This window comes from Paenibacillus roseus (assembly GCF_016424485.1).
In the GTDB taxonomy this organism is placed as follows: domain Bacteria; phylum Bacillota; class Bacilli; order Paenibacillales; family Paenibacillaceae; genus Paenibacillus_D; species Paenibacillus_D roseus.
Window position 1 is genome coordinate 272,545 of record NZ_JAELUP010000117.1, and the last position, 26,393, is coordinate 298,937.

A 26,393-nucleotide genomic window follows, 5' to 3' on the forward strand; every position below is an offset into this window, starting at 1 on the left:
CTGTGTTTGTATGCGATCTTGTCTGCTTAACGAAACTTGGCTCATTCCCTCGCCTCGCCTGTTTCTACTAGCAGCAAATATACAAAATACATCTTTGTATAATCATTCTAATAGGATTACTATGGATTATATCCAATAAATTATAGTAATGCAATTATATAGTTCTCTTTTAAATCAGACTCTTTGGCTACAGAGTCTGGTTGCGTGTTGACCTTAATTTCTTCATTAACTTGGTAGCATATTGAATTACGCCAAACCAAAAACAGACAACATTTGCACATATAAAATGTACAAATGTTGTCTGTTTAATTATTTAACCATTCAGCGAACTATTTCGATGTATCCAAAACTTCCAGCATACGAGTGATGACAGCCGCTGCTTCAGCCCTTGTTGCGGCACCAGTTGGCTTAAAAACACCCTGATTGCCTGCAATAATATTTAGTTGTTCCGCTTTGAATACTGAAGCTTTCGACCATTCAGGAATCGCAGTTGCATCTTTGAAGCCGGATTGTTCTTGATGATCCAATTTAATATCGAAAGCTCTCATTAACATGGTAATCATCTCTGCCCGATTAATGGGTTGATTAGGACGGATTGACCCATCTGAATAACCGAAGATAATACCATTGTCAACCGCAGCACCGATAATTCCCTCCGCCCATGTCGGAATTTCCGACTGGTCCTTGTAATTACCAGCATTCAATGTCTCATTAAATCCGCGTGCACGAACTAACATTGCAGCGAATTGAACACGCGTGATCTGACGATTAGGTTGCATAGTACCATCCGAATAACCAGTCAAAATACCCTTCTCAGCCGCTTTGGCGATTATGCTCGCTGCCCAGTGATTGCGTACATCCGGCCAAGTCGCAACAGGCTCTTCACGTTCATGTTCGCGTTCACGATCCACTAGATATACAGCAAATTTGCCTATTGAATTGGTCGCTATAGTAATTATCCCATCTTGTACATATCCGCCCAATTCAATCCACTGATTAACCGATTCATCAAATCGGAATACAGAAGCGCGGCCTTCTTTCACTTTCGAATAATTGAAGGCCAAAGAAATCGTCAATGGCTTACTGCTTTTCTTATTTTTCTCTGCCGTAATCGAATATACCGCACTCAATAAATCATAGGGGGCGATATTTGTTTCTTGAGGCAATTTCTTAAGTGTCCATTTATTACCTGCATCTTCATGCGGAATATTTACGACAAGTTCATCGCCAAGCTTAATCGTTTCTCCAGTTGCATCTGTCGGCGTTGATCCTGAGCCGGAAGAACCTGAACCATAAGAGCCTGAACCGGAATTAGCTGCAGCCTCCCGATGAATAACAATCGTGTAAGTGCGGCTGTCCGCCCTATTGAATGCATTGGTTTCCAGCCATAAAATATTCGCGCCAGATTTTAGTTTAATCGGATTGCTTCTATTTCCACTTGAAATCGTCTGCTCTTGTCCATCTGGGGAGCTGATCCGAATGGTCTCTGCGCTATCGATGGCATAAGGCTCCAGCATAATATCGTTTGTTGAGCTTGGCACGTTAACCGTATATTGCAGTTGATCTGTAGAGAATGCAGGCGATAAATTGCCAATTGACAGCTGAAGACCGATTAAACCCGATTTCTTGATAATTGTAATCGTGTACGTCCGAACCGTTTGTCCGTCCTCAGATGTAATGACAATGGTAATATCCATCCCATTTTGAATAGCAATCGGAAGACTGCGAGTTCCACTCTCTACCTGCTGCTCAGCACCATTCCCCGAACTTACTATAATCTTAGTACCCGGTTCAGTTGTAGGTGTCAAACTTAATTCATTCATACTAATCGGTATAATGGCATCATACTTGTATTGACCCGCTGTAAGTGCTGATGACAGTTGTCCATTGCTCAACTCCAGCCCATGCAGTTCTGCTTCTGTACCCGGCTTTTGAACAGTAATAACCGCATGAGCTGTTTGACCATTTACGTTCGTTGCTGTAATGGTTGCTGCGCCTTCAGCGATAGCAGTAACAAACCCACTCTGATCGACTACAGCTACTTCCTCGTTATCGGAGGACCATGTTACCGACTTGTCGACTGCATTTAACGGTTTAACAAATGCTGTAAGCTTGCCGCCGCTGCCGCCCAATTTAAGAGCCATTTCAGATTGATCCAGCTCGATACCTGTAACAGGCATCATGTAGACGACACGCAAGTATGGTCGCAGCTGTGAATCTGTATAATCCTTTGTATAAAATCGTTTCGTACCCGTCATAGTTGGATCATTTGAATTCGGGTAAGACTGCGGCTTGAGCACGACGCCGTAGTTAGTTTCCGGAGCATCTGTCCAGTTCCGCACCATATCCGTAATCTCAAACGCATACCATTGCGGTACTCCAGAAATGTTAGTTTGCCCGCTTGCCAAAGGATTGAAAGGATTCGTATTGTTCGTAATATAGTTCTCCCATGTAACCTCGCCCGGAGATGCCATTGAACCATCATTGGAATTGCCGCTTCCGCCTCGACCTTCTACCCATGGCGCATTAGCCTGATGAGCGAACACATCCCTTGCTCTTGCCGTGCTGCGCTGGGCGTAATGGTAAAGATTCAGGCTGGCTTCGCTGATGATCGCTCCTTCAGGAATTGGCAGGTTATCGAAACGTACCAAACCATATTTCTCATCGTCAATCGTTTGGTTATAATAGCCAACCTCGAAGCCGTATTGAGCGCCCAAATTGTACTGATAGTATTTAGTACCTGATCCGCCAGTACCTTTGGACAGCTGAGTATCTGCCGTTCCTGTATAACCGTCAATTCCTTCTTGGAAGGCGAACGCAGCTTTTGGAACATTAATTTTATACGATTTTACATATGATCCATCATTGGTCGATATGTTAACTATGATGACATTGTTTCCGATTTCAAGCGGGAAAGAATCACTTTGCTGTCCGCTAACCGCCCGCACAGGCTGTCCACCGTTAACTGATATGGTCACAACTGCATCTTCATCTTCGGCGAAGGGTGTTATTGCGAGATGATTGTAAACCTCCGGCACATCTGCATTGTATTCTGTCGTTTCAGGATGAAAATCCCCGATCAGACTACCGGCATTGAGCTTAAGATCGCTCAGATAAGCGTCTGCACCGGATCGGGTTACCGTCACTGGAATGGATGCGGTATGTCCGCCTTCGGCTGTTGTAGCGACGATCGTAGTCGTCCCTTTGCGAGTCGCTGTAACTAAGCCTGTGCGATCTACGCGCGCCACCGCTTCATTTTCCGATTTCCAGAATACCTCGCGGTTCAAACCGTTGTCCGGCGTAACTACTGCATGAAGTTTAGAGCTTTCTCCTGCTTCAAGTGAGAGTACAGACGGCGATACCGAAAGTCCAGCGACCGGAATTGAATACGTCACCTCTAACTTGGGACGCCAGCCCTTTACGCTATGCTCTGATGAAGCAAATGAAACCGCCCGCTTTTCATTATTTAGCAGCAAGCCGTAGTTAGATGAATGCTCTTCCTGCCATCCCTTCGCCATATTGGTTATATCAAAATATTTCCATTTATACAACTCCATTCCCGTCGGGAATATTGCAAACGGAGCGGCATCAAAGGAAGGTTTCGTGACCCAATTCACCCAATTCTGTCCGTTAGGGATTGCACTTCCATTTTCACCAATACCCTTGCCCTGGATCCAAGGCGAAGTCACCTTATGCACAGCAATGTCATTCGCGAGAGAGCCATTCGCACTACCCGTCTCAACCAAGTATAATCCCAGCTTCGCAGAAATTACCTTGGCATCCGATGGTATGGATGAGAGATCGAATTTCAGCAACCCATAGCGATGATCCTTATTTTCAGGCTCTTCCGGAGCTGTCATACTTCCATCAGATAACTGAATTTCAGCGATTTGTAAATTCACTTCGCCACTATTTGCGGTAATATTAAGCCGATATTGTGAATAGGCAGTGTCATTCGTAAAACCTTGATACGTTTTTGTAAGAAATCGTTCCGAGAAGGATTGACTGGTTCTTGTGTCCAAGACAACCCAATTGCTTCCGTTATGAGAACCTTCAAATTTCCAATCTTGAGGATCTCTGGCCGGCGAGTCATTAGCGGATGATATCGCATAACCACGCACGACAGTAGGCTCCTTCATTACAAAAGTGATAATAGAGGTCGGTTGCCCTGTGAGCCATTTGCTCTGCAGGGATGAATCAATAAGATTATTCTTGCCTTCATTTGCCGGACTTGAACCTAGTGTAGTAAGAGAAGCAATCTTTGACGTTACGTTCCCTGCCATTAACGGCAGAGCAAGCTTCTGAGGACCAATCTTAACCTGGGCATTTCCGCCGAAATTGTGAATATGATTGTTATTTTCGGGAAGCTCCACAACTTGTGTATCTGCTGTGCCCTCATATCCGTTGATTCCTTGCTGAAGAACCACGGTCTGGGTCACCTCAGAAGAATCCGTATTTCCTCTTTCCTTCAAATACTTAATGAGGAGAGCAGTCGTATCCGTCTGGAGCATATCCACGCCCCGGTTCAACAACCAAGGGAAGCCAGCGTTCGGGTCTGTCAGGAAAGCATAATCCCCGTGCCTGCCTGCCAATCCAGGTACAGAGAAGATGGTATTTACCCATATTCTGGCCCCTAGTCTATGCATGTCAGCAATAAAAGCAGGGTTCATGACCGCAGCGTCATCGTCTGCAAAGCTCACCTCAAAGGCATTCACTGTAAACGGCGTCGTATTCGGGTTCATAAAGTCATAGGCAACTGCTGGATCTGATGTAAGCTGCATGAAGAGCGGCTGCACGGCAGAATCCTTGAATTGAGCCATCCAGGTAGCAGTTGAAGCTTTGCTGGCGCTGGTTTTGTATAAGGCATGATCCGTCGTATCCGTCCTCACCAAAATGTCCCACATAATATCCCAATTCGCGTCCTTAATGTCCAAATTCACCATAATATTGCCTCTAGCCAATGCCATGGCTTCTTCAAGCGTTGGGATCGTTTCGCAAGGACTGGTGATGGAGCCATCGCTATTCTTGAGACACAACTGTTTAAGCTGAGCAAGTGTAAGGCTCCTCACTTCTCCCCTGCCAGTCGTTGTACGGTTAACGTTGCTGTCATGCATAAGAACGGGAACGCCATCTCTTGTGGTGCGGATGTCCAGCTCAACCATATCCACTCCTTCATCGATCGATTCACGAATCGAATCCAGTCCATTCTCAGGCAGTCCATTCAGCCAATTGCCACGGTGAGCAACAATTAACGTGCGTCCGTTCGCGTTCAGAAATTCACGAATGATATCGTCACCTTTGCCACCTGTATCTCTGTGCTTTACTGTAATTGAATATACCGTAGCCGTAGTATTGGTTTCCCCAGCATCTGCCGCCGGCTCTACCTTGATCTGTATGAGCGTACGATCTCCCTGCAATGCAATCTGCAGGCTGCGTGCTCCGCTTGGAACCGTCTGGGCTTCTCCCCCTCCAACTGAAACCGAAATTCTAGCATTCGCATCAATCGCTGTTGGCGTAACCGTTATTTTCGTTGTATTAATCGGTACCTGCACTTCATAGTTATGCACTTCTGCGGCAAATCCCGGCTCCAGCTTTGCTCCCTTTATGCTTAGTCCCGATAATGCGCCGCCCACCTCAAGCGGAGCTGCCATTGCGCTTGCATCTGTGGCAGCTGAGATGGATTGGGGGAAAGCTGCGGTAAGTAGAGACCAAAAGATTAAAAATGACATCGTACAAGCAAATAACTGTTTAAGTGAAAACCTTGTGGATTTCATTTTCCTACATACCTCCAATTTGGTAAACCTATTTGTAACTGTTCAGAACCTGATCCAGATAGCTGTTTTATCATCCGAGGTTTTGATACGCGGATACCGTGTACAGTTCGCATCCGATTGTTCCAATGACAGAAGTTCTTTCGTATATTGGTCCAATCCCCGTGTCTGAATCTCCCTTGCAAGTTCAGCGAAATCCACAGGGCTATCGTACTTTTCTGATAAGGGGAACATGCCGTCTGTCAAAAGAATTAACCCGGTTAACCGGTTCCGGCTAATCGATCCATATTCAAGAAAATCGACAAGCTCCGGCTGACCGTTCAGGATACCGTAACCTCCCTTCCCATTCATCAACGCTTTGTTTTTCAGAATATAGGGGGCTTCCTTGCTCATTCTTTGCTCTTTAGTGATACTCCCTTCAGAGACAGCCTCCTGCCAGCGCCTTCTCGTCTGCTGATCCAAATGATCTACCTGATCCCTTGTCAAAACCCGTACCTCATCCGATTCATATGTCCCCAAGATCATGCAGTCACCCGCTTGTGCATAATCAATCCGCTGCTCCGTGATTCGAATGACGGCAATTCCAGTTGACCATAGCTGCTGAGGACTTGTCTGATCCACCTGGTAATGGATCATCGTTTGCCGCAAAGTTGTATTGGCCAGCAATACGGCAGATTCCAGCGATAACTGTTCCCATTCCCGGCCTTCAACTTTCTCTAACTGCTCCTGCACATGCCGTGAGGCCAGGAACCCCCCTGTCTCTCCATTCGGTCCTCGGAAGGGTACAAACGAAGTCGCTCCATCCAACACGCCGAACAAGCCGGTTTCTTCCCGGATGATAAGAGCATCCTCATTCCATACTCCGTCTCCTTGAACGCTAAGTTTCTCGATAATCATCGATGCCTCACCTCATTCCCCTCATAAAGGTTTCCTCGTAAGCCTGCATCATACAAGGGATACATGCTTCTGAATTAGCCTCCAACTGCAATTGAATATTAAGAAGCTTTTCGCGCCCTGCCTTGCTTGTCATTCCTGCTCTCTCAAGCTGCAGCTTCCCACCTGCAATTCGGAACAATTCGTAATCTCGCTCGGTTAAACCTTTGCCTTCCCCAACCAATTGTTCGATGCTCCCCTTTAAGATAGGCAGCTTGGACGTTTCCTTGAACAGACGCTGCTGTATTTCCGGCTGAAGGAGATAAGAGATGATCTGACGAACATTCTGTTCGGTCTCTGCACCAGACCGCAGCATCACAAAACCGCTCACCCGAGCGGGAGTTGCATCATTATGCGCAATATGCGGAACTGGAAGTACACCGAATTCAAATGTGCCGCCAATATATTCTTCAAGCATTTTTGCAATATCCGATGGCGCCAGCAACATGCCTGCCGTTCCGTCAATAAAGCTGCTTAAAGCCAGATGCTGTTCGAGTGCTGGCATTATTTTGTAGCGATGAACCAGATCATGCCATACACTGAACAAATATTCGACGTCCGTTGCAGAATCGATCTCCCTTACACCAATTGTGCGAATCTGATTCCATAGAGCACTGTTATCTGCTACTAAACCCCAAATATCCGTACTCCCATCACCGTTAATATCTTGTGTCATCTTCATTCCAAACGAAGTCAGCTGTTCCCAGCTCAGCGATGTCGCATCTGAAGGCGCATCACTGAGGCGCATTAGATTCTCATTATAGTACAGGACGGGTACAACCATGCCATAAGGCATAGCCCATAGCTGTCCGTCATACTTGAACGTTTCCAAGTAATCGGAATCAATCGCAAGCATAGGCTCACTAGATAATCGATCAAATGGGGCCAGCCCTCCTGTTTCAGCTAGCCCAATTATTCCAAAACCGCTGCCGATCTCTGCCATGTTCGGGGGCATTCGCGTCGATATCGCTGCCATTAGCTCCTCGTAGAGCTGCCGCTCTGAACGAAAGGTACGTATTTCAATATTCACTTCAGGATGTTTGGACTGGTACTCTGCTAACAGCTCGCCTACCGGCTTGCTATAAATCCAAGCCGTCAGAGAAACCTCTGTCTGCACCATATATTGGAGGGATTTGCTAGAGCTGATTGGCTGCAGCCATGTTAAAATAAGCAAGCTTGCCACAACTCCTATGATCGCAATCGACCATCCAGCTATATTTTTCCAGACCATGTTTCTCCTCCGCTCATCCTGTTATTTACGCAATCGTTCTAGAGTCCCTCGACAGACAATTGGCAATAATTAGTGAAATAATTGTGCATACCGATAAAATTGTAGCAAGCGCCGCGCCAGTACCGTAATTAGAGCTGAACACCTCACTATATATGCTTACCGATATCGTCGCTGTTGCTCCGTGGTAAAGTACAATAGATGTACTTAACTCATTAATTACGGCAACCCAGCTTATAATCGCGCCCGACATCACCCCTGGAATCATCAGTCTGACCGTCGTCTTGAAGAACGTCTTCATAGGAGGAACGCCCAAACTAATAGAGGCCTCTTCTACACTTCGATCCAACTGTTGAAGAATGCCAACACTAGACCGGACTGTGTAGGATATTTTGCGAGCTACATAAGCAATAACAATAATGATCCACGTTCCCGTAAGAATGATCGGCGGCTTGTTGAATGCGATAATAAGGCTGATGCCAAGCACCGTTCCCGGAATAATGTAAGGAATCATAATTAACCCATCCAGAAATGCGGTTAATCGGGATGCCCTTCGTACAAGTACATAAGAGATCAATACTCCCATAACTATAATGATCCCCATAGCCATCAACGAAAAGCTGAATGTATTCGTAATCGCCTTCTGTACCTTATAGCCTATTTGGATATAACTATCCAGGCTGAAGCCGCGGTGGAACACAGGTCCCTTTCTCTCCAGGAAAGAGGTGTAGATGACCGTAGCTTGCGGCAAAATCGAAATACTGGCCGGAACGAAGGCAATGATCGTGAACAACCAGCTTTTCTTTCTGGACAACGGTTTCACCTTTGCAATTCTCATGCCGGATGTTGCATAATTTTTGCGAGAAGATACAAAACGTTGAACGAATAGCGCCAATGTTGAACACACAATCATTAAAGCGCTGACCGTGCTTGCCATAGACATATTGCCGCCCATCTCATTGATGAACTGCTCATAAGCGAGCACCGGCATGACCTTGTAGCCTTGGCCCAAAAGCATCGGCGTTCCAAAATCAGCGAAGGACTCCATAAATACGAGCAAAGTACCCGCAGATAATGTTGGCAGAACAAGTGGCAGTGTCACCGTAAGCAGCCTTCTCCAGGCTGGCATCCCCAAGCTTTCGGCAGCTTCCTCCAGTGAAGAATCAGCTGTTCGGAGCGCGCCTGAAACATATAAATAAATATGCGGGTAAAATTGCAATGCAAACACGAATACAATGCCTTGCCAACCATAAATAGAAGTAAACGGAATACCGATGCTATGCAGCAGTCTTGTGATGACGCCGTTATTGCCAAGCAACAAGATCCAGGAATAAGCTCCAATAAAGGGCGGAGACATCAGAGACAAAATAACAAGAATATTCAAAGCGCCTTTGCCTCTTATTTGATACCGAGTCGATAAATAAGCTAGCGGCAACCCGATCAATACTGCGAACAAAGTGGCTAGTATTGAAATTTTAAAGCTGTTAAACAAGGCCGAGTAGTAATATTTCAAACGTAAAAATTCCCAATAATTACCTAATGTTAACTTTCCTGTCTGATCATAGAAGCTGTTTAGCAATAATGAAACTAGCGGATACACGACAAAAAATGTAAGAAACGCAAAGGCAGCCAGTGTAACGACTGACCAAACATCCCATTTCAACCCAAACCAATTTCTTCGCCCTAAACGGGTTGCCTTACGGTGCAGCAAAGTTGAGAACCTCCTCTCCTTTGCCATCGAACAGTACTGCATGTTCCAGTTGGAGATCCACGACTAACCGCTGGTTCTCCTCGAAAGGCTCAATCAGCACGCTCATTTGCTGCTCTACTTCCAACAGGTGTCCCTGCTCGGATTCCACCACATAATGCATTTTTCCACCTAGAAACGTTGATTGCCTTACAATGCCAATTAGCTTATGGGCCAGATCGCTTCGCATGTTGTCAAACAGCCTTATTCTCTCAGGGCGAATGGATAACAACGCCTTGCCGACATAAGCTCGTACCAGCTTCATATGGAGCAGTTGGTTCCCCAACTGAACGACCGCTAATCCTGTGGAGGGATCATGCTCCTTCACAATTCCCTCTAGTAAATTCGATGTACCGATGAAGCTTGCTACGGTTTGGTTGGCAGGCTTTAAATAGATATCCCGCGGAGAGCCAATCTGTTGAATAACACCACGGCTCATTACAGCAATTCGATCGGATACCGCCAATGCTTCTTCCTGATCATGTGTGACATAGATGGTCGTAATATTCAGCTTCTTCTGCAAAGCTCTAATATCTGCTCTCATCTTAATTCTCAGCTTCGCATCGAGGTTGGATAAGGGCTCGTCCATAAGCAGCAGCTCTGGCTCGATGACAACGGCTCTGGCGAGTGCTATTCGTTGCTGTTGTCCGCCACTCATATCGGATGGCGAGCGATCCCGCAAGTGCTGCAGCTCAACCATCTCCAGAGCTTCCATAACCCTCTTGGCAATCTGTGTTTTATTTATATTGCGGGCTTTCAATCCGTAAGCCACGTTATCAAATACCGACATATGCGGGAAAATCGCATAGTTCTGAAACACCATGCCGATATTCCTCTGATGGGTAGGGACAATATTCATTAATTTCGAGCCGAAGTAGAGATCACCCTGATCTTGCTGATAGAACCCGGCAATGATGCGGAGCAATGTTGTTTTGCCGCATCCGCTAGGGCCTAGCAAAGTGAAGAACTCACCATCATCAATGGTGAATTCCGCTCCGCTAACCGCAGCTGCTTGGCCAAAATATTTGGTTATCTGATCAAACCTTACCTTCATTGACCCGTTACAACTTTCGCAAATCGTTCGTTGATGGCTGTCTTGTTCGCAGTTACCCAACCGTAATCGTAATCAACAGTTTTGATGCTTGAAATATCCGGCAACCCCGAGATTGCTCCTGCATCGGTTCTGACCGATCTGCGGAAAAATTCTTTCTGAAGCAGCGCCTGAACATCTTGTCCCGCTGCAAAATCGATAAATGCTTTAGCGTTGTCCATATTTTTGGAACCCTTGATCACTGCCATTCCATCTGGTGTAACAACGGTACCTTCCGATGGATATACAATTCCTACTGGCGCTCCGCCTTCAACATAGCGAAGTGCTGCTTCTTCCAATGTAATGCCAATTGCAAATTCCTTGTCTGCTACACCTTTATAAACACTGCCTGAGCTGGATAACAGCTTGCTATCAAGATTGGCTACTAGCTTCTGAACGAATTCCCAGCCCTTCTCATCGTCCTTGCCGAATGCAGTCAGCATTGTTGCCAACTGCGTAAAAGAAGAACTCGATTTACCGGGATCTGCGAAAGCGATTTTGCCCTTCCATTTTGGATCGAGCAAATCTTTCCAGCTCGCTGGCTCTTCTCCTGCAGCAACCAATTCTTTGTTGTACATAATGACCATTGGCAGAAGTGTAAACGGCGTATACAGTTTGCTTGCAGGCAGGTATGCCGGATTCAGATTCGCCTTTTCTTTCGTCTCGAACGGCTCAAAATAGTCGCTATAGGCTCCAAGGGATGCTGTATCTCCTCCGAAGAAAACATCGCCTAGCGGATTATCTTTCTCCGCCTCGACACGCTTCAACAACTCCCCTGTGCCTCCGGCGATCAACTCCACCTGTACACCTGTTCTTTCTTGAAATTCCTTGACGATCGGATTGTTAATATCCGCATTATTAGGCGAGTAGATAACAACCTTCCCGCTTAGTTTAACTGTATCCGTTCCCCCGGCATTTGTTGAAGAATCTGTTGCAGTTGCAGTCGCTTCGCTTGTCGTTGACGATCCCCCGGCATTATTCGTTTTGCCAGTACCCGCATTGTTGGAGCTCGTACCACAAGCCGATAGCATTAAACTCATTACAACCATAATCGATAACGCTGCAATTCTAAATTTAATCATGTTCAACCTCCTGCTGTTTTTTAGTACATCCTTACTATAAGACCGCAAGAGCTATCCAACAACGTAGTAGATTTTCAAAAATGTTCGTTATTTTTCCGCACGATAATGTAGCTTTTGCACCTTCATGCGAAAGGTTTGCTGCGTTTCTCCGGTCACTTTTTTAAACAGTTGACTGAAATATCGCGTCTCAGTATAACCAACCATACGAGCAATTTCACCGATTCTAATCTCTGGATCAAGGAGCAATTCCTTCGCCTTATTGATTCGCAATTCTGTAATGTAATCTACAAAGCTAATGCCGAATTGCTTCTTAAACAGCTTGCTGAAGCTGCTTTCACTCATATGCAGTCCAGAAGCTAGCTCATACATTTTCACTTCTTCTGTAAAATGGGTGTTAATATAGTCTCGTACCTCTTCCATCTCGTTTTTTATAGGAAGCTTGCTTTTTATGTATTGGCTATTCACTTGGGTAACCATATTTTCCAGCCACTCAAGTATCGCTTTGCAGGATCGCTTACCATTGACTTCATCCATCACCTGTTTTAGCTCAGGCAATCCTTCGAATTCCCGAAAATGAAGGTTTAACAAATGGTAGACGACAAACAACAGTTGTATGCCAATCTGCTTCTGCTTCATCTTTCTACCGCCTAAATCCCATAGCACTGATTTATACAAATCCTGCAAGGCCTGCCTGACAGCCTGATCATCCCCCCACTTCATGGCCTCAACAAGCTCTCTTTCATTCCACTCCAGAGAGGAACGATCTTCGTTATGAATCACTTCATAATCTATAATGGGAGGATGATCAGGAAACGCGTGATAGAAATGTGCCAGACAGGCCTCCGCGTAAGCTTGACCTAGCGTTAACAAACCATGATGCACATGGCTTAAGCTCAACGTTACAGCAACATCCTTATGCTCCATTAGCTCCTTCATTCTAAATCGCCATTTTGATCCCCCGGATTCATTAAGTAAAATGGCGTACGAATGATCTTCTAATGCTATGGCCTCAGTTAAAGCATGCTGCATAAGAAAGCTGTCAATAATTGAATGATCTGGTGAGAGGGACCGCGTCCTTGCACTATCCCCTTCAACCTTGGAATAATCAAGAATGGCAATTCTATAATCATCGAACAGCTCCAACCTGCCCTCCAGCGCCTTGTACAGCAAATTCACTTCTTTAATCGAGGCGTTATCCATCATCAGGCGATACAGCACCTTTTCCAGAACAAAAGGCTGATTCGTTTTTTGATGATTTTCGAGACTCCTCCTATAATCGATCTGCTGCCTCTGTATCGTGATTTGCCGAGTAGCTTCCCCAACTACACGCCGCAGATCCTCCGGGTCGGAAGGCTTCAATATTAACTCAAACGCTCCTATCTTAATCGCTTCCTGAGCGTAAGAGAAATCATCGAACCCTGTGAGAAAAATAGCGGTAACTGTCGGGTACTGTTCTCTAATCTCCCTCATTAGCGACAAGCCGTCCATTCCCGGCATTCGAATATCAGTAAGCACGATATCAGGCAGCACCTCGTGGAATATCCTTAGCGCATCCAATCCGTTGTCCGCCTCTGCCACGACCTGGCAATGCATATCCAGCCAAGGAATCGTCATTTTTATTCCTTGGCGCACAATCCATTCATCATCTACGATCATTACCTTGAACATCTTCATCACCCGCATGTTTGATTTGAGGAATCTTGATAGTAACAGTAGTGCCTAATCCTATTTCGCTCGTCATATTAAAGGAAGCTTCCTCACCGAATTGAAGCTCCATTCTTTTCTTCAAATTATCCAGTCCGATTCCGGTTCCCCCTCCTGCTCTCATCTTTGTCTGAATCGTATGATCCTCTTGTTGACTGGCAGAGAAGCCGATCCCGTCATCTTGAATGACAAATACAATTTTGTCCCCTGCCGCCTGGCCTCGAATACGCAGTGTTCCATGTCCCACCTTTCTTTCCAGACCATGTACAATTGCATTCTCTACTACTGGCTGTATTAATAATTTCAATGTATAGAAAGACAAAATATTAGGATCCACCTCTACTTCCATCGTCACTTTATCTCTGAAGCGAATCTTCTGAATCGCCAAATAATGCCGAATTTGAGTCATATCCTCGCTAATTGTAATGAACTGATTTCCCTTTCGAATGCTGTAACGAAAAAGCTCTCCCAAGGAAATGACCGTTCGCGATATTTCGTCAATGTTATGAATCCTCGCCATCCAGTTAATCGAATCCAGCGTATTATAAAGAAAATGAGGATTAATTTGCGCTTGAATAGCTTTTAACTCTGCTTCTCTCAACTGCAATATTTTCTCGTAATTCTCTTTTATCAAATACTGGATTCTATCGATCATACGGTTAAAGCTTTGGCCTAATTGTCCAACCTCGTCCTTATATTTCACCGGAAATGAAATGTCAAGATCGCCCTTCTCCGCTTGCCCCATGAGTAGTCGGAGCTTACGAAGCGGATGGGTAATATGATTGGAAACAACATAGGCAAAACCAAATGAGGTCATAATGCCAACGATCAAAATCCCGATCGTCAATGTTCTTATGCTGCTGCTTTCTTTAATCACTTCCTTGACAGGAACGACACTAACCAGCTTGAAGCCGCTAACCTCAGAAGTATCGTAAATGATCATCTGCTTCTCTCCTTGCTGGTTCTCAGATTGAAAATAGCCCTTACTCCCTTGCAGCACTGTAAGTAGAAATTCGGCCTGGAGCTTTGTTCCAATCTGATGCTTCGGTAGGCTTGATATGACATTTCCGAATTGATCCAGCAAAAAAATTTGTCCATTTTCTACAAGATGCGCTTTGGCATATTTATCGACTAAATCTGTTTCCATAATATCGATGACCAAAAATCCTAAAAACTCGCCCGTATCGATATTTTTGAGCAGTCTGCCATTGCCTAGTGCTGTGCCAAAATCATAAAGCTTTTTAAGTGTATACTGGGTATCCCACACTGCATTGCCGCCTGCAAGACGAGCTTTCCGAAACAAGCCCCAATTGGAGTTTATATTCCTATATTGCTTAGGAAGGACGTCGGCCGTAAAAAACCGATCCCCGTTTTTTCCTAAAATATAAATTTCGATATCCCACTTTTTAAATCCAACGAATGATTCCAGAATTGCTGATATTCTTTTTTCGTCCTGATAACGATTGCTAGTCGAACGATCGGCTGAATCCACGGACAAAATTTGCTGTACATCCTCATTACTGTATATATACATAGATAACTGCTCGATATCGTTAATAAAATAATTCATGCTGTACGTAATTTGAGAAAGACTCTCCAGCATCGTCTGATATACCTTTTCTTGAACCGTATAAGAAGCATGATTATAGGATAATAACCCCAGTACACTTAATGGCACAATCGAAATTAACGTAAACAGAATAATAAGCTTATTTCTGAATCCCATACCAGCAATTCGAGTAATGAACTTATCTTTCATGACAACTTGGCTCACTTCCTCTCATGATGTCACTATGGATAAGTACAATTATAGATAAGAGATATTTTTTAGATGTAAAATATAACGTCGAAATAGATCAGGTTCATTATGTGTCTATTAATTAGGAATAATATATGACTTATATGTTCCTATAGGTGCGAGAAAGGCTTCAGGTTCCCGGAATTACATGGAGTAATATTGATTATTCAGTGGGAAATAAAGTAAGATTTAAGTGACGAAACGACCATGTAGAGCAATAATGTACGCTCGAACGTTGTTTGAATGGGGAATAATGATGAGGTGAGCAGGTGCAGATTTTATATAGAAAAGTCATTGCAGCATCAATTGCCGGCACAATTCACTCCATACTGTTGGGCTTATTGTTTCCGGCACAATTTATTCAGCCCACTGATGATTCAGCATTTTTTACGATTGTTATGACGATTATTCCAACTTATATGGTGTATGTTTTACCTGTTATATTTACGTATGGTATAGCATGTTCCATTGCAAGTGACACGATTGGAAACTTTATATCAAAAAAAAGTAATGATCGGCGAATCGGAATCATTGTATCTGGCTCGCTTCATATCGTCTTTGGTCTTGTTTTGTTGTTGTTTAGTCTTATTGGAGCAGTTGTTTTTTTTCTGGTTGACCAGATTTTAGTGAAATTAGACAGGAAATATACTTTTCTATTTTCGGTAACGAGTTTATTTTTTCCAATATTATTGCTGGGTGTATGTGTTATGTCGGCAAGCTAATGCACAAGCACCCACAACTGTTCCCAGCAGCAATCAACGAAAAATTTACGTAAATAAAGCTGCCTCTCACAATTACGAGGTGAGAGACAGCTTCATCGAGAGCAATTCGTCATTAAGCTTCAAAGTTGAACGCATTCCAGGAGGTAACGTCCTCCAACGGGCGTCTCGTTGCAAACCGCTGGGCCGCTCCCACTTCTGCTTTGCCTACCGCAATCAGCATTACAGGAACATAACGGTCGGGGACATTGAAAAATTTTCTAAATGCATCGGGGTCGTAACCGCCCATAGGCAGCGTATCATAACCTCTGGCTTTGGCTGCAAGTATAAGCTGCTGAGATACAATTCCGCCGTCAACCAGCGCGATTTCCCTGAGCTTGGTGTCGCTGGAATTAGAGTAAAGATGGGTTGAGGTCTTTACAATGGCGTCACACATTTCCTGTGTCAATACTCCTGCTGTCACCAGTTCTTGATAGATCTCTCCCGCATAACGATAAGCTTCCTTGTCTCCCAAGACTGCAATGATAGCCGAAGACGTCACGACCTGATGCTCGTTATTTTTATCAACAACCGACAGCAACTGCTGTTTCAATTCCTTATCCTTAATAACTAAAAAACGCCAAGGCTGCAAGTTGGAGGAGGATGGCGCCAATATCGCGTCAGATAAAATATCTTTAATGTCCTGCTCAGTCACTTCAAAATCCGGATCATACTTCCGAACCGAACGACGCTCGCGTATCACTTGATCAAATAACGGAGTCGGTGTTAATGCAGTTGTCATCTTTGCACCCTCTTCATAAAATATTATAAATTCAAATAAACTGTTGTTTAATACGCACAGTATAACCAACAAAAAAAGTCTTGTCAACTGTCTGTTTTTCCTCAGAAATAGTGGAAATATCCTAAACAATTTTTGGCTCAACCTAAAAATTAATGCTTGACATAGAGGAGAGAGTAGTCCACTAATTTTGTTTTGATCCCAATTTTTTAACATAAAACAGCATTGCTGCTACCATAAACAGCATTGCTGCTACCATTTCATTTATATTATTTTGTTTAATATACGGCTTTTTATTCATGACGCTGCCTCCAGAGGTCAAAGCATGTCGTCAAATCCTTTAAACCATGGTATTATGGAGAAATTGAAAATAAATAAAAAGGAAATGATCGCATGTTGGCAACTAGTCCTGAATATTGGATTTCCAAACTGAACTTGGCCGCTCATCCCGAGGGCGGGTATTATAAAAGAACTTATCAAGGCGAGGAAAAGATAACGGATCAGGAATTATCTGTCCAATTCGATGGTCATCGTTTTCTTTACACCAGTATCTATTTTCTATTGCGTTCCAAGGAAGTATCGCATTTTCATCGGTTGAAATCGGATGAATTATGGTACTATCATGCAGGAAGTCCATTAACCATCCATGTCATTCACGAAGACGGCAGGTATGAGGAAGTAAAACTGGGGACCAATCTGGACAATAATGAAACCCTGCAATATCTGGTTCCCAAAAATTCGATTTTCGGCTCTTCAGTTCTGGAACCGGACACTTTCTCCCTTGTTGGATGCATGGTATCACCAGGGTTTGATTTTCAGGATTTCGAGCTGTTTACACAGAAGGAATTACTTGCGCTATACCCTGAGCATCACGAAGTGATTCGAAAATTGGCCTATGAAGAAATTCCTGTTGCGGTAACGGTATAACCATTGCTCACCTTTCATACGCCACATATATGACAAAAAGACTGGACAAGAGCATCTTATGCCTGTTCAGTCTTTTTGCTGCAATCATCACTCGATGCAAGATGGCTTTGCAGGGAGCTGCGCTTCAATCAGCAGTTTGGCCGCTTCATAAAAATATTCGGTGTTTAAGGTTGATTTGTTCGTATAAGCTTCTATAAATGCGCCCCCGTAAAGCATCTTCAATTGCGCGGCTAGAACTTCAGGACTTCGTGCCCCAGCCTGACGAGCGATCAGTGCGACCTCTCTTTCCTGCTCCACCCGACATTGCATGGCCTCCTGATGATTCTCATGGGCCGAGTCGGGAAATTCAACCAGCACATTAATAAAAGGGCATCCGCGAAAACCCGGTTCCCGCATTTGCGAAACCAATCTTTCGATAATACCATATAATTGCTTTGCCGGCTCGTCCGGATACCGTTCCTTCGTTGCCTCGATCCCGCTCAAACTATCCATATTGCGCAAGTTCAAGTAAGCTCCAACGAGTTCATCTTTGGTCTTGAAATTGCGATAGAAGCTGGCTTTGGCGACCCCGGACTCGGCAATAATCCGATCAATGCCAACGGCACGAACGCCCTCCAAGTAAAACAATTGAGAGGCTACACGCAATATGCGTTCTTTAGCGGTTTCTTTTTGTATCATATACACCCCTCTTTATAAAAAATTACAAAAAAAGAATTTGACAAGGTACAGAACTGTCTGTATCATTACTCCTAGTGGTACAGACCTGTCTCATTCCTATTTTAATGGGAGGTCAGGATTGTGTCAAATGCATAAATAAAGGAGAATAACTAATGGCAACTGTTCTGTATATAACTGCTCATCCTTTCGACAATGAGGAGGTAAGCCGTTCCCTCACTGTCGGCAACGCTTTTGTTAATGCCTACCGCGAAGCTAATCCAGAGGATGAAATTGTCCATCTGGACCTGTACAAAGCGAATGTTCCATTGCTTGATGCTGATATCCTGAGCCGCTGGGGTCAGCCGCCGACCGGTCCAGCCTTTGAACAGCTAAGCCCGGAATCACAAGCAAAATCCGCCCATCTGTGGGGACTGCTTGAACAGTTTATCGCTGCGGACAAAGTAATTGTTGCCAATCCGGTCTGGAATTTTTCGATTCCGGCAATTTTGAAAGCTTACATCGATGTGATTTCTATGCCTGGTGTCACTTTCAAGCCAAGTAATAATGGTCTGCGCGGCTTGGGAGGCCTTGAGGGCACTCAGGGCAAGAAACGGGTCGTTCACATTCAGGCTTCAGGGACGGTTCTCTCGCACGGCGAATTTCAAGATGTCGAATTCAGCCATAGCTACTTGAAGGCTGTGTTGAAGCTCATGGGAGTAGAATTTATTGAAGCCATCTATGTAGAAGGCACTCATCAATATCCAGAACAAGCGCAGGAGATTAAAGATCAGGCATTGGAACGGGCCGCGGAACTGGCGAAAATATTCTAAACTTCTCTTTGAAGACTTTCAGATGTATATAAGTTAACTGAATGGAGCCAAAATAGGGCCTTCCTCCGTGTAAAAGGAGAAATCCGCGAAGTAACAGCGACCGGAAGAACCCTTCACACGGAGGCCGCCGTCTGGCTATTTTACTTGCTCGAATTCCTCCGTTCTAATCGACATCCTCCCACCAATGTGCATCTGGATATTCACGAGCGTTGATGAACATGGTCTCTCCTATCTTCGGTGTCGCCAACTCGACATTCAGCTTGTCAGCAGCGTGCTTGGCACGTTCAATAGGGTCGGTCCAGCTGTGGAAAGCTAATGTAAATGCCCCCCAGTGAATCGGGATCATCCGTTTGCCTTGTACATCCAGATTTGCGTTCAGAGATTCTTCCGGGGTCATATGAATAGACGCCCATTTCTCATCATATTGACCACATTCCATCAGGGTCAAGTCAAATGGGCCGTATTTGCTGCCAATTTCTTTAAAGTGCGGCGCGTAACCACTATCCCCGCTATAATAAATCTTCGATTTCCCGCCAACAATTACCCATGAACTCCATAAGGTAGGGCCGGAGCGACCTCCTCCCCGACCGGAGAAATGTCTTGCCGGCGTACTGGCGATTGTCAGTCCTTGAAACGATTCCTCATCCCACCAGTCCAGTTCTATAATTTTGCCAGGGTCTACTCCCCAATTCGTCAAATGCCCTGCAACCCCCAGGGGCACAATAAATTGCTTGACCTTCCCTCTGAGCTTGCGAATCGATCCGTAGTCCAAATGATCATAATGGTCATGAGAGATGATGACGGCATCTATATCGGGCAAATCCTCAATCTGTGCCGGCAGCTTGTCACTGTAGCGCTTGGGGCCAACGTAACGGACAGGGGAGGCGTAATCCCCGAATACAGGATCGAGCAATAGCTTGACTCCGCTTACTTTAAGCAGCAATGTAGAATGGCCAAACCATATAACCTGATCCTCCGGATTTTCGATGAAAGATTTTGAGTCGAAAGGCTGAACCGGGATGCTCCCCTTCGGTTTGCTGTTTGGAATTCCTTTAATTGCTTTTACCGTAGTGTCCACTGTCCCTTTTAATCCGTAATCCAGCGGCGTAGAAATCTGGTTGTGGAACTTTCCGTCGGCAAAATGGTTCGATTCATGGATTCGCTTCCGACTTTCCGTCGAACTTTTTCCGCCGAGAGGGGGATAATATTGATAGATAAGGAATATTAAAATCGCAATTATGGCCGTAATAATAACATATTTCATCGTTCTTTTCCTACTTTCTAATACAATGACAGACGAAACTCAGGAGATTTTCATTTTCCTGCGAAATTCAACGGGTGTAATCCCTACAATTTCCTTGAACACCCGGCCAAAATGGCTGGTATTAATATAACCGCTTTGGACGGCAATGTCTGCCACAAGCTCATCGCTGGTCTGCAATAAGTGCTTGGCATGAGCGATACGCAAACCGGTTACATATTCCCAGAACGTAACCTGGAGCTGTTCCTTGAAAAGATTGCAAAAATGATGCTTATTAATATCTAAATAATCTGCAATTTTTTGCAGATTGATGTCCGTCATGTAATACTGCTTGCAATAATCAACTGCCTTTTCAATTAATGCTCCCTGGCGAATCGCCGCTCCGCTGTTGAACCCGGAATCCTGAACTTTGCGGCTTAGTGCCAAAGCTTCCTCATAGGCCTCCGGCAATTTCAGCAATGGAACCGCTTGTGAGCTGGCGCCGACCAAAATGTGCTGATCCATATAGTTCATTACAATCCGTGTACAGTCCGATACACGCAGGTCAGAAGAATCGTCTGAAGACGCATCAATAACCATGAATTCATTATACCGGTGAAAAAAACTGATGCCCGTGCAACTGGAATGTTGAAAATAGTTGTTGACTTCCTCCGTCAGGCTGATTTTAATGACTTGTTCGATTTCAACGGTTTTGGAGGTTGTCCCGCCAAGCTGAAAAACAGTTACCCTGCAGTCCTCCCAGCGACGATCAGTAAGCTCCAAAAACTCATTCAACCCTTTGGCGTCCAGTCTGCCTGCCAGCAATTTCTTGAGAGCGTTCTCTTCAATCAGAGGAACCACTTTGGACAAGCTTTCTTTTACCCCGTTCTCCGCTTCGATTTCTTTCATAACCCGGAAAACTTCCTTCACAACTTCACTTTGAATATAAGGCTTGAGCAAATACCCGGATGCACGGAGCTTCAAAGCTTCCCTGGCATATTCAAACTCTCCGTATGCCGTCAGCAAAATCACTTTGCTCGGCAGTTGGGCTTCACGTACTTTATTCAACAGCTCCAACCCATTCAGATGGGGCATCCGAATATCGGAAATAATCATGTCCGGCACTCTCGTTTGCATCAGTTCCCACGCTTGCTGTCCGTTTGTCAATTCACCCAATATTTCAATATCCGGAAAATTATTTTCCAAAATTTTACGAAGCGCCAATGTTGTAAGAGGTTCGTCATCAATCAGTAATACGGTAATCATGTGATACTCCTTCCTGTGACTGAAATTTCGGTATGATTAAACGGACCGTTGTTCCATTGCCCCATTCGCTGTATACTTCCAGTCTGGCTTTTGATGTAAATTTCAGTGCCAAACGGTCGGAAATGCTGGTCAGACCGATCCGGCCGTTGCGAGCGCCTTTTGAATCAAGCTCTTCACGAATAGCTTGCAGCTTGTCCGGTTTGATGCCAACCCCGTTATCTGTAATAACAATTTGAATACGCTGAGGCTCATCCTGAATGACAACACTGATCTTCCATACCCCGTCCTTGCTCTCCAGGCCATGATAGATCGAATTCTCGATAATGGGCTGAATCGCAAATTTATTAATGGGAAACGAAAGCGCGCTTTCATCAGCCTGAAGCTCGTAGTGAATGCGTCCATCGTAACGAATATTCTGAATGCGCAAATAATTTTCTACAGCGTTTATTTCGTCCTTGATTTGCACCATCTCGTTCATATGGTACAGCGAATAATGCAACATTTCTCTTAACGAATGGGTTGCCAGCTCAATATCTTCATTTCTGCCCAAAATTGATAATGAGGATATCGATTGCAACGTATTATACAAAAAATGCGGATTCATTTTAGCCTGCAAAGCGCTATATTCCGCCTCTTTTTGCAGCAATTGCCGATTAATTGAGTCATCGATCAGTTCTTTCATTTTATCGAGCATGTCGTTGATTCCCCGGTTCAATACCATAATCTCCTCATACTCCGTGTTGCGCTCCATGCGGATATCCAGATTTCCGGTACCAACTTTTTTCATAAAGTTAACCAGTTTCAAAATCGGTTGGGATGCTCGAATCGTAATGAGAGAAGCAAATAAAATCGCGATCATAATCATAATGATCAGCAGCAGCAGCGCCGTATTGCGAATGACGGACAGATTCTGGTCAAGACGAGTAAAGGGCAGCAGGCTTACGGTTTTCCACCCGGTGACCGCTGAGGTAGAATAGACAACCAGCATTTTCTGCCCGCCCACATCTTGAGTCCAATATCCCGTTTGATCCTGGAAAAGCTTATTTAGCCCGTCTTCATCCAGTTGAAGTGCGCGGTCCGTAGCATATATAAGCTGCTTCTTGTCATCGACGACGAAGGAGTTAATGCCGATCTGGGTCTCCGCTGTTTCAAAAATATGTTTAAGCTTATTGATATTGTAATCAAATATAGCCACTCCGTACAAATTGGGATTGGAAGGATCGTAGGCATCCTTAATATTGGCAGCTATCGTGATCACATTATTAGAGAGCGCTTTCTCATCAAAATTGTCATAATAATCCGGCTTATGAGCGCCATAAAACTTGATCTGCAACGCGTATTGGGTCTCCTTGAAATCCTTCCACACCTGCTTCAGGAACGGGGAGTCGAAATCAATAGAACGCGTTCTGTTGATATACTGCTTGCGATAGTCATAATTATAAATAAAATATCCGCGAATATCCGATTTTTCGGAAAAAATATTATTTAACAACTCAGATATCCGGGTATAGTCCTGTGTCGACTCAAATTTCCCCTCCTCCGGAACCGTATCCCGAAGAATGGTAATCAAATTCTGGTCAATAGCCAAAAAACGCAAGGAGTCCTTAATCTCGTTTAAGTAAAAATCCAGATTTTGATTCACCTGATTCGTAATTGCAGTCGTGTTCTTCACCATCTCCCTTTCTGTAAATCTGGAGAAGGTTTGATAACTGATCGTCCCGAGAATCGTTAGCGAAGCGCATATTAATAACGAGAAATAAAGAATAATGCTTGTTTTAAAGGATTTTATTTTCATTGCTGACTCTCCCCAAATTCTGCATGCGGTATGGCTGCAGCACAATGCACTAAGTCCAGGATTTAGCGATAATTCTCAATAAAAGTATAGTAGCTCCATTCAAGAAACACAACCGCCAGCAAAAATCCCAATGATTAAATTGGCTCTACGCCAAAATCAGTGCTGGACTAGGCAGGCATAAATCGGTTGCGGTTGCACTCGACTGAAATCTCAGCTTTATACCGATAAACATTCGTGGAGCAGTCATACTTACATGGTAAACGCTTCTTTCCATTCCCAAACCTGGCGCAGAAGTGGGGCGTATCCCAGCAGTTCTTACAACGTTTTGACGGCTTTCGGGGTAAGCATCAAAAAATTCGGGTATTGCTGCCCTAGGGGGCGCTATGCGCGGCTGTAGAACTATAAGCCTAGCTCTCTTGAGCGACAAACGGAATAATTACAAGATCAATGTCGAGTGTACCGCATGTGACGATTTGGGAAGGCTTTCTGCCGAGTTAAGAGATTGCAGTCTCACTTGTTTGCTACTTATCTGCCGGTGATGCATTCTCATAGGGTGGCTTCTGAAGTAGGGTGAAAAACAATAGTTTAAAATATGTTTTTATAGAGACTATTTACCAAAATTAATTCAATATAGATGCGAATTATTAAATTATTTATGGCTCAACCTTAAAATCAGTGCTTGACAAACAGGAGAGAGCAGCGAAGGAGCAGAGGAATTCTGGAGAAACGAACGTGGTCTCCTTAAGGACCAATTCCCCCTGCAAACTTCCATGAAATCAAGGAATCGGGCTTTAATAGGGTTCGGAAGAATCCTCTGCCACGCAACGTCCTCCACCTAGAGATCAAGCACTAATTCTGGTTTTGAGCCTTATTTATTTGTGAAAAAATTATAAACAAGTTGAATGAGATAAAACAGCAGTCCTGCAATAGCACCTAAAAAAAATACTTTATACCAGATTATAAATTGAGTTTTATTAAATATAGAAAGTACTACCGCTCCAAGTATGGACCCCGAAGCAGAATAGACAAACAAACTTAATATAGAACTTGATACTTTGCTCAAATGCACTTTACTGACAGCGTAATCAATTAAAAAAGAAGTGGGAACACCCAAAATAATACAAATTAGGCCTGCTACTATAAAATAAGAAATAAAGTAACCCGGTGTAATAATGCTGAGTCCAATTGATATTAATACCGAACAAATTAGAGCAATAATTAATTTTACCAACAATTGATTTCCTCCTGAATAGTAGTCTGTTCTGGCCTACTTTATATTAGGAAAATACTACTCTTGTCTGGATTGATTCAAATAACAAGAGAATCCCTCTATTGAGGGACTCTCCCATAGCTTTTACCTTGAGATATTAATGGATTTTGACGGCATAAATGGCCACAAGTAGTTAAATCCTTGGTGTGAATCTTGCATAAGAGTCGTATAAGTCGTTTGGCCCGGTAACTTGATATACAGTTCGTGGCTCGGTGCTTGGTCATGATCCCCAACAATAGTAAACGATCCGTTACTAAAAAATGTCCCTGTGTAATTGTAGTCAATATCGGGTGAAGCCACTAACGGGTTATTCACAGCATGCGTCACTTTAAACTTAATTTTACTTGTAGATAATTCTTGGCTTGATAAAGTAATCCCATTCTCACTCGCTCTAGCCCTAGCCCCTGGTATTTCATTTTTATTGTTGTCATAGCCCACGGTTTCTCCAATATATCTATTAAGACCGACCGATTGTGCAGCAGAACAGAAACACACAGACACATCAGCCCTTGTTCGGAAACTAGAAGCCGTAGAACTAAAGCTGCGGTTATCTCCTGAGAAATATTTTATTGAGTCTACAAGTGACCATGGGTTTTCAGCGTAATCCATAGGTATGAAAGTAGTATATCTGATATCCCATTTTTGCGTGGACGTTGAAAATAATTGAGCCTGCTGTTCACTATCTTCTAAATTGCTTAAACCTTGATCAACTAATCTAATGATTGAATATTCGTTTTTAATTAATGATTCCTCTACAGGGGTAATTTTCATCCCTGTCTTTTCAAACTCTTCTCGTAATGCATCTTTCTGTTCTTTAGTAAGGTCAACGGAGAACTTAATCTCATACACAGATTCGTTGCCCGTGTTGGAAGTCCTATCTTTAAATTCACTTTTTTTGCTTTCACCGATAAAGATACCATTTTTATAGACCTTGTACGATTGTATGCTTTTCAAGTCTTCCCAGTCAATGACGATAGAGTTCTTTTTCACAATTGTGTTTACTACTAAATCATTGATAGAAACTTTAGAATCTTCATTTCCTTGACGAGAAATTACGGTAGCTTCAGATTTTGTTCTTGTTTTTATTTTCGCTTGATCTTGTATATTCCCATCAAGGTCAAGCACCCTAACTAGATATGTATAAACATTATCGCTATCCAAATTTTCATCTACAAAATAATGTGCAGTTCCGGAATATACCACCTTGTTATCTTCAATTACTTCAAATTCGTAGGGCGCTTTTTTCCATTCAATTCTAATAGAATTCGATTGAGACTCAATTGAAACAATTTCTAAAATATCTTTTTCTCTGGCCTCAACTGATGAAAAATTAAACACCCCTAACAACAAAAAAAGAGACAAGCAAATCATATACAACCTTTTCATAATACAACACTCCAGTCATAGTTAAATTATTCTACTAAATTGTAAGATATAAATACATTTACCAAATTAATCATCTCCCATTTTTGGGATTTACATACTGTTAAATTATATAATATTTACTAAAATAATTAAATAGGAATTTTTACCTATTTTAATAGTGACTCATTTATTT

Annotated in this window: 18 protein-coding genes; 3 read left to right on the forward strand and 15 right to left on the reverse strand. The window is 43.7% G+C overall.

Annotated elements, in window-relative coordinates:
- Positions 1-329 precede the first annotated feature (329 nt).
- The 8 genes from JFN88_RS24200 to JFN88_RS24235 form a co-directional block, all read right to left on the reverse strand.
- Entirely contained in the window at positions 330-5,774 is a 5,445-nt protein-coding gene (locus JFN88_RS24200) for a cadherin-like beta sandwich domain-containing protein (protein ID WP_199021907.1), read from the reverse strand.
- 42 nt (positions 5,775-5,816) lie between these two features.
- Complete coding sequence (locus tag JFN88_RS24205) at positions 5,817-6,668, reverse strand: protein phosphatase 2C domain-containing protein (RefSeq protein ID WP_199021908.1); 852 nt, start codon at positions 6,666-6,668, stop codon at positions 5,817-5,819.
- A gap of 7 nt (positions 6,669-6,675) precedes the next feature.
- Positions 6,676-7,935, reverse strand: coding sequence for an extracellular solute-binding protein (locus JFN88_RS24210; protein WP_199021909.1), 1,260 nt, complete (start codon positions 7,933-7,935; stop codon positions 6,676-6,678).
- 25 nt (positions 7,936-7,960) lie between these two features.
- The gene (locus JFN88_RS24215) at positions 7,961-9,643 is read right to left on the reverse strand and encodes an ABC transporter permease (protein ID WP_233168392.1); all 1,683 of its coding nucleotides are present in this window, start codon (positions 9,641-9,643) and stop codon (positions 7,961-7,963) included.
- The gene (locus JFN88_RS24220; RefSeq protein ID WP_199021911.1) at positions 9,630-10,733 is read right to left on the reverse strand and encodes an ABC transporter ATP-binding protein; all 1,104 of its coding nucleotides are present in this window, start codon (positions 10,731-10,733) and stop codon (positions 9,630-9,632) included. Before JFN88_RS24220 ends, JFN88_RS24215 begins: the two co-directional genes overlap by 14 nt.
- Positions 10,730-11,851, reverse strand: coding sequence for an ABC transporter substrate-binding protein (locus tag JFN88_RS24225; protein WP_199021912.1), 1,122 nt, complete (start codon positions 11,849-11,851; stop codon positions 10,730-10,732). The genes JFN88_RS24220 and JFN88_RS24225 overlap by 4 nt, the downstream gene beginning before the upstream one ends.
- Before the next feature lie 87 nt (positions 11,852-11,938).
- Entirely contained in the window at positions 11,939-13,519 is a 1,581-nt protein-coding gene (locus JFN88_RS24230) for a response regulator (RefSeq protein ID WP_199021913.1), read from the reverse strand.
- On the reverse strand, positions 13,494-15,314 hold the full coding sequence (locus JFN88_RS24235) for a cache domain-containing sensor histidine kinase (protein ID WP_199021914.1): 1,821 nt from the start codon (positions 15,312-15,314) through the stop codon (positions 13,494-13,496). The genes JFN88_RS24230 and JFN88_RS24235 overlap by 26 nt, the downstream gene beginning before the upstream one ends.
- A gap of 308 nt (positions 15,315-15,622) precedes the next feature.
- Here JFN88_RS24235 and JFN88_RS24240 point away from each other — a divergent pair, with 308 nt between their 5' ends.
- A complete protein-coding gene (locus tag JFN88_RS24240; RefSeq protein ID WP_199021915.1) occupies positions 15,623-16,075 on the forward strand; it encodes a hypothetical protein in 453 nt (150 codons plus the stop codon).
- A 112-nt stretch (positions 16,076-16,187) separates the two neighbouring features.
- On the opposite strand, the gene JFN88_RS24245 is transcribed toward JFN88_RS24240, so the two are convergent.
- The gene (locus tag JFN88_RS24245) at positions 16,188-16,853 is read right to left on the reverse strand and encodes a nitroreductase family protein (RefSeq protein WP_199021916.1); all 666 of its coding nucleotides are present in this window, start codon (positions 16,851-16,853) and stop codon (positions 16,188-16,190) included.
- A gap of 390 nt (positions 16,854-17,243) precedes the next feature.
- Between JFN88_RS24245 and JFN88_RS24250 the strand changes: the two genes are divergently transcribed.
- Positions 17,244-17,777, forward strand: a complete 534-nt coding sequence (locus JFN88_RS24250) for a cupin domain-containing protein (RefSeq protein WP_199021917.1) — start codon at positions 17,244-17,246, stop codon at positions 17,775-17,777.
- An 87-nt stretch (positions 17,778-17,864) separates the two neighbouring features.
- Here the strand turns inward: JFN88_RS24250 and JFN88_RS24255 are convergent, their stop codons facing one another.
- Positions 17,865-18,455 (reverse strand): TetR/AcrR family transcriptional regulator, encoded by a 591-nt coding sequence (locus tag JFN88_RS24255; RefSeq protein ID WP_199021918.1) that lies wholly within the window; start codon positions 18,453-18,455, stop codon positions 17,865-17,867.
- A 152-nt stretch (positions 18,456-18,607) separates the two neighbouring features.
- On the opposite strand from JFN88_RS24255, the gene JFN88_RS24260 reads away from it, so the two are divergent.
- Positions 18,608-19,264 (forward strand): FMN-dependent NADH-azoreductase, encoded by a 657-nt coding sequence (locus JFN88_RS24260; RefSeq protein WP_199021919.1) that lies wholly within the window; start codon positions 18,608-18,610, stop codon positions 19,262-19,264.
- 163 nt (positions 19,265-19,427) lie between these two features.
- On the opposite strand, the gene JFN88_RS24265 is transcribed toward JFN88_RS24260, so the two are convergent.
- The 5 genes from JFN88_RS24265 to JFN88_RS24285 form a co-directional block, all read right to left on the reverse strand.
- Positions 19,428-20,528, reverse strand: coding sequence for an MBL fold metallo-hydrolase (locus JFN88_RS24265; protein WP_199021920.1), 1,101 nt, complete (start codon positions 20,526-20,528; stop codon positions 19,428-19,430).
- Between the two features lie 39 nt (positions 20,529-20,567).
- Complete coding sequence (locus tag JFN88_RS24270) at positions 20,568-21,770, reverse strand: response regulator transcription factor (protein ID WP_199021921.1); 1,203 nt, start codon at positions 21,768-21,770, stop codon at positions 20,568-20,570.
- Entirely contained in the window at positions 21,748-23,565 is a 1,818-nt protein-coding gene (locus tag JFN88_RS24275; protein ID WP_199021922.1) for a sensor histidine kinase, read from the reverse strand. Before JFN88_RS24275 ends, JFN88_RS24270 begins: the two co-directional genes overlap by 23 nt.
- Positions 23,566-24,433: 868 nt before the next feature.
- Positions 24,434-24,799: a hypothetical protein gene (locus JFN88_RS24280; RefSeq protein ID WP_199021923.1), complete on the reverse strand. Its 366-nt coding sequence runs from the start codon at positions 24,797-24,799 to the stop codon at positions 24,434-24,436.
- Between the two features lie 120 nt (positions 24,800-24,919).
- Positions 24,920-26,221, reverse strand: coding sequence for a DUF3238 domain-containing protein (locus JFN88_RS24285; RefSeq protein ID WP_199021924.1), 1,302 nt, complete (start codon positions 26,219-26,221; stop codon positions 24,920-24,922).
- Positions 26,222-26,393: the final 172 nt, after the last annotated feature.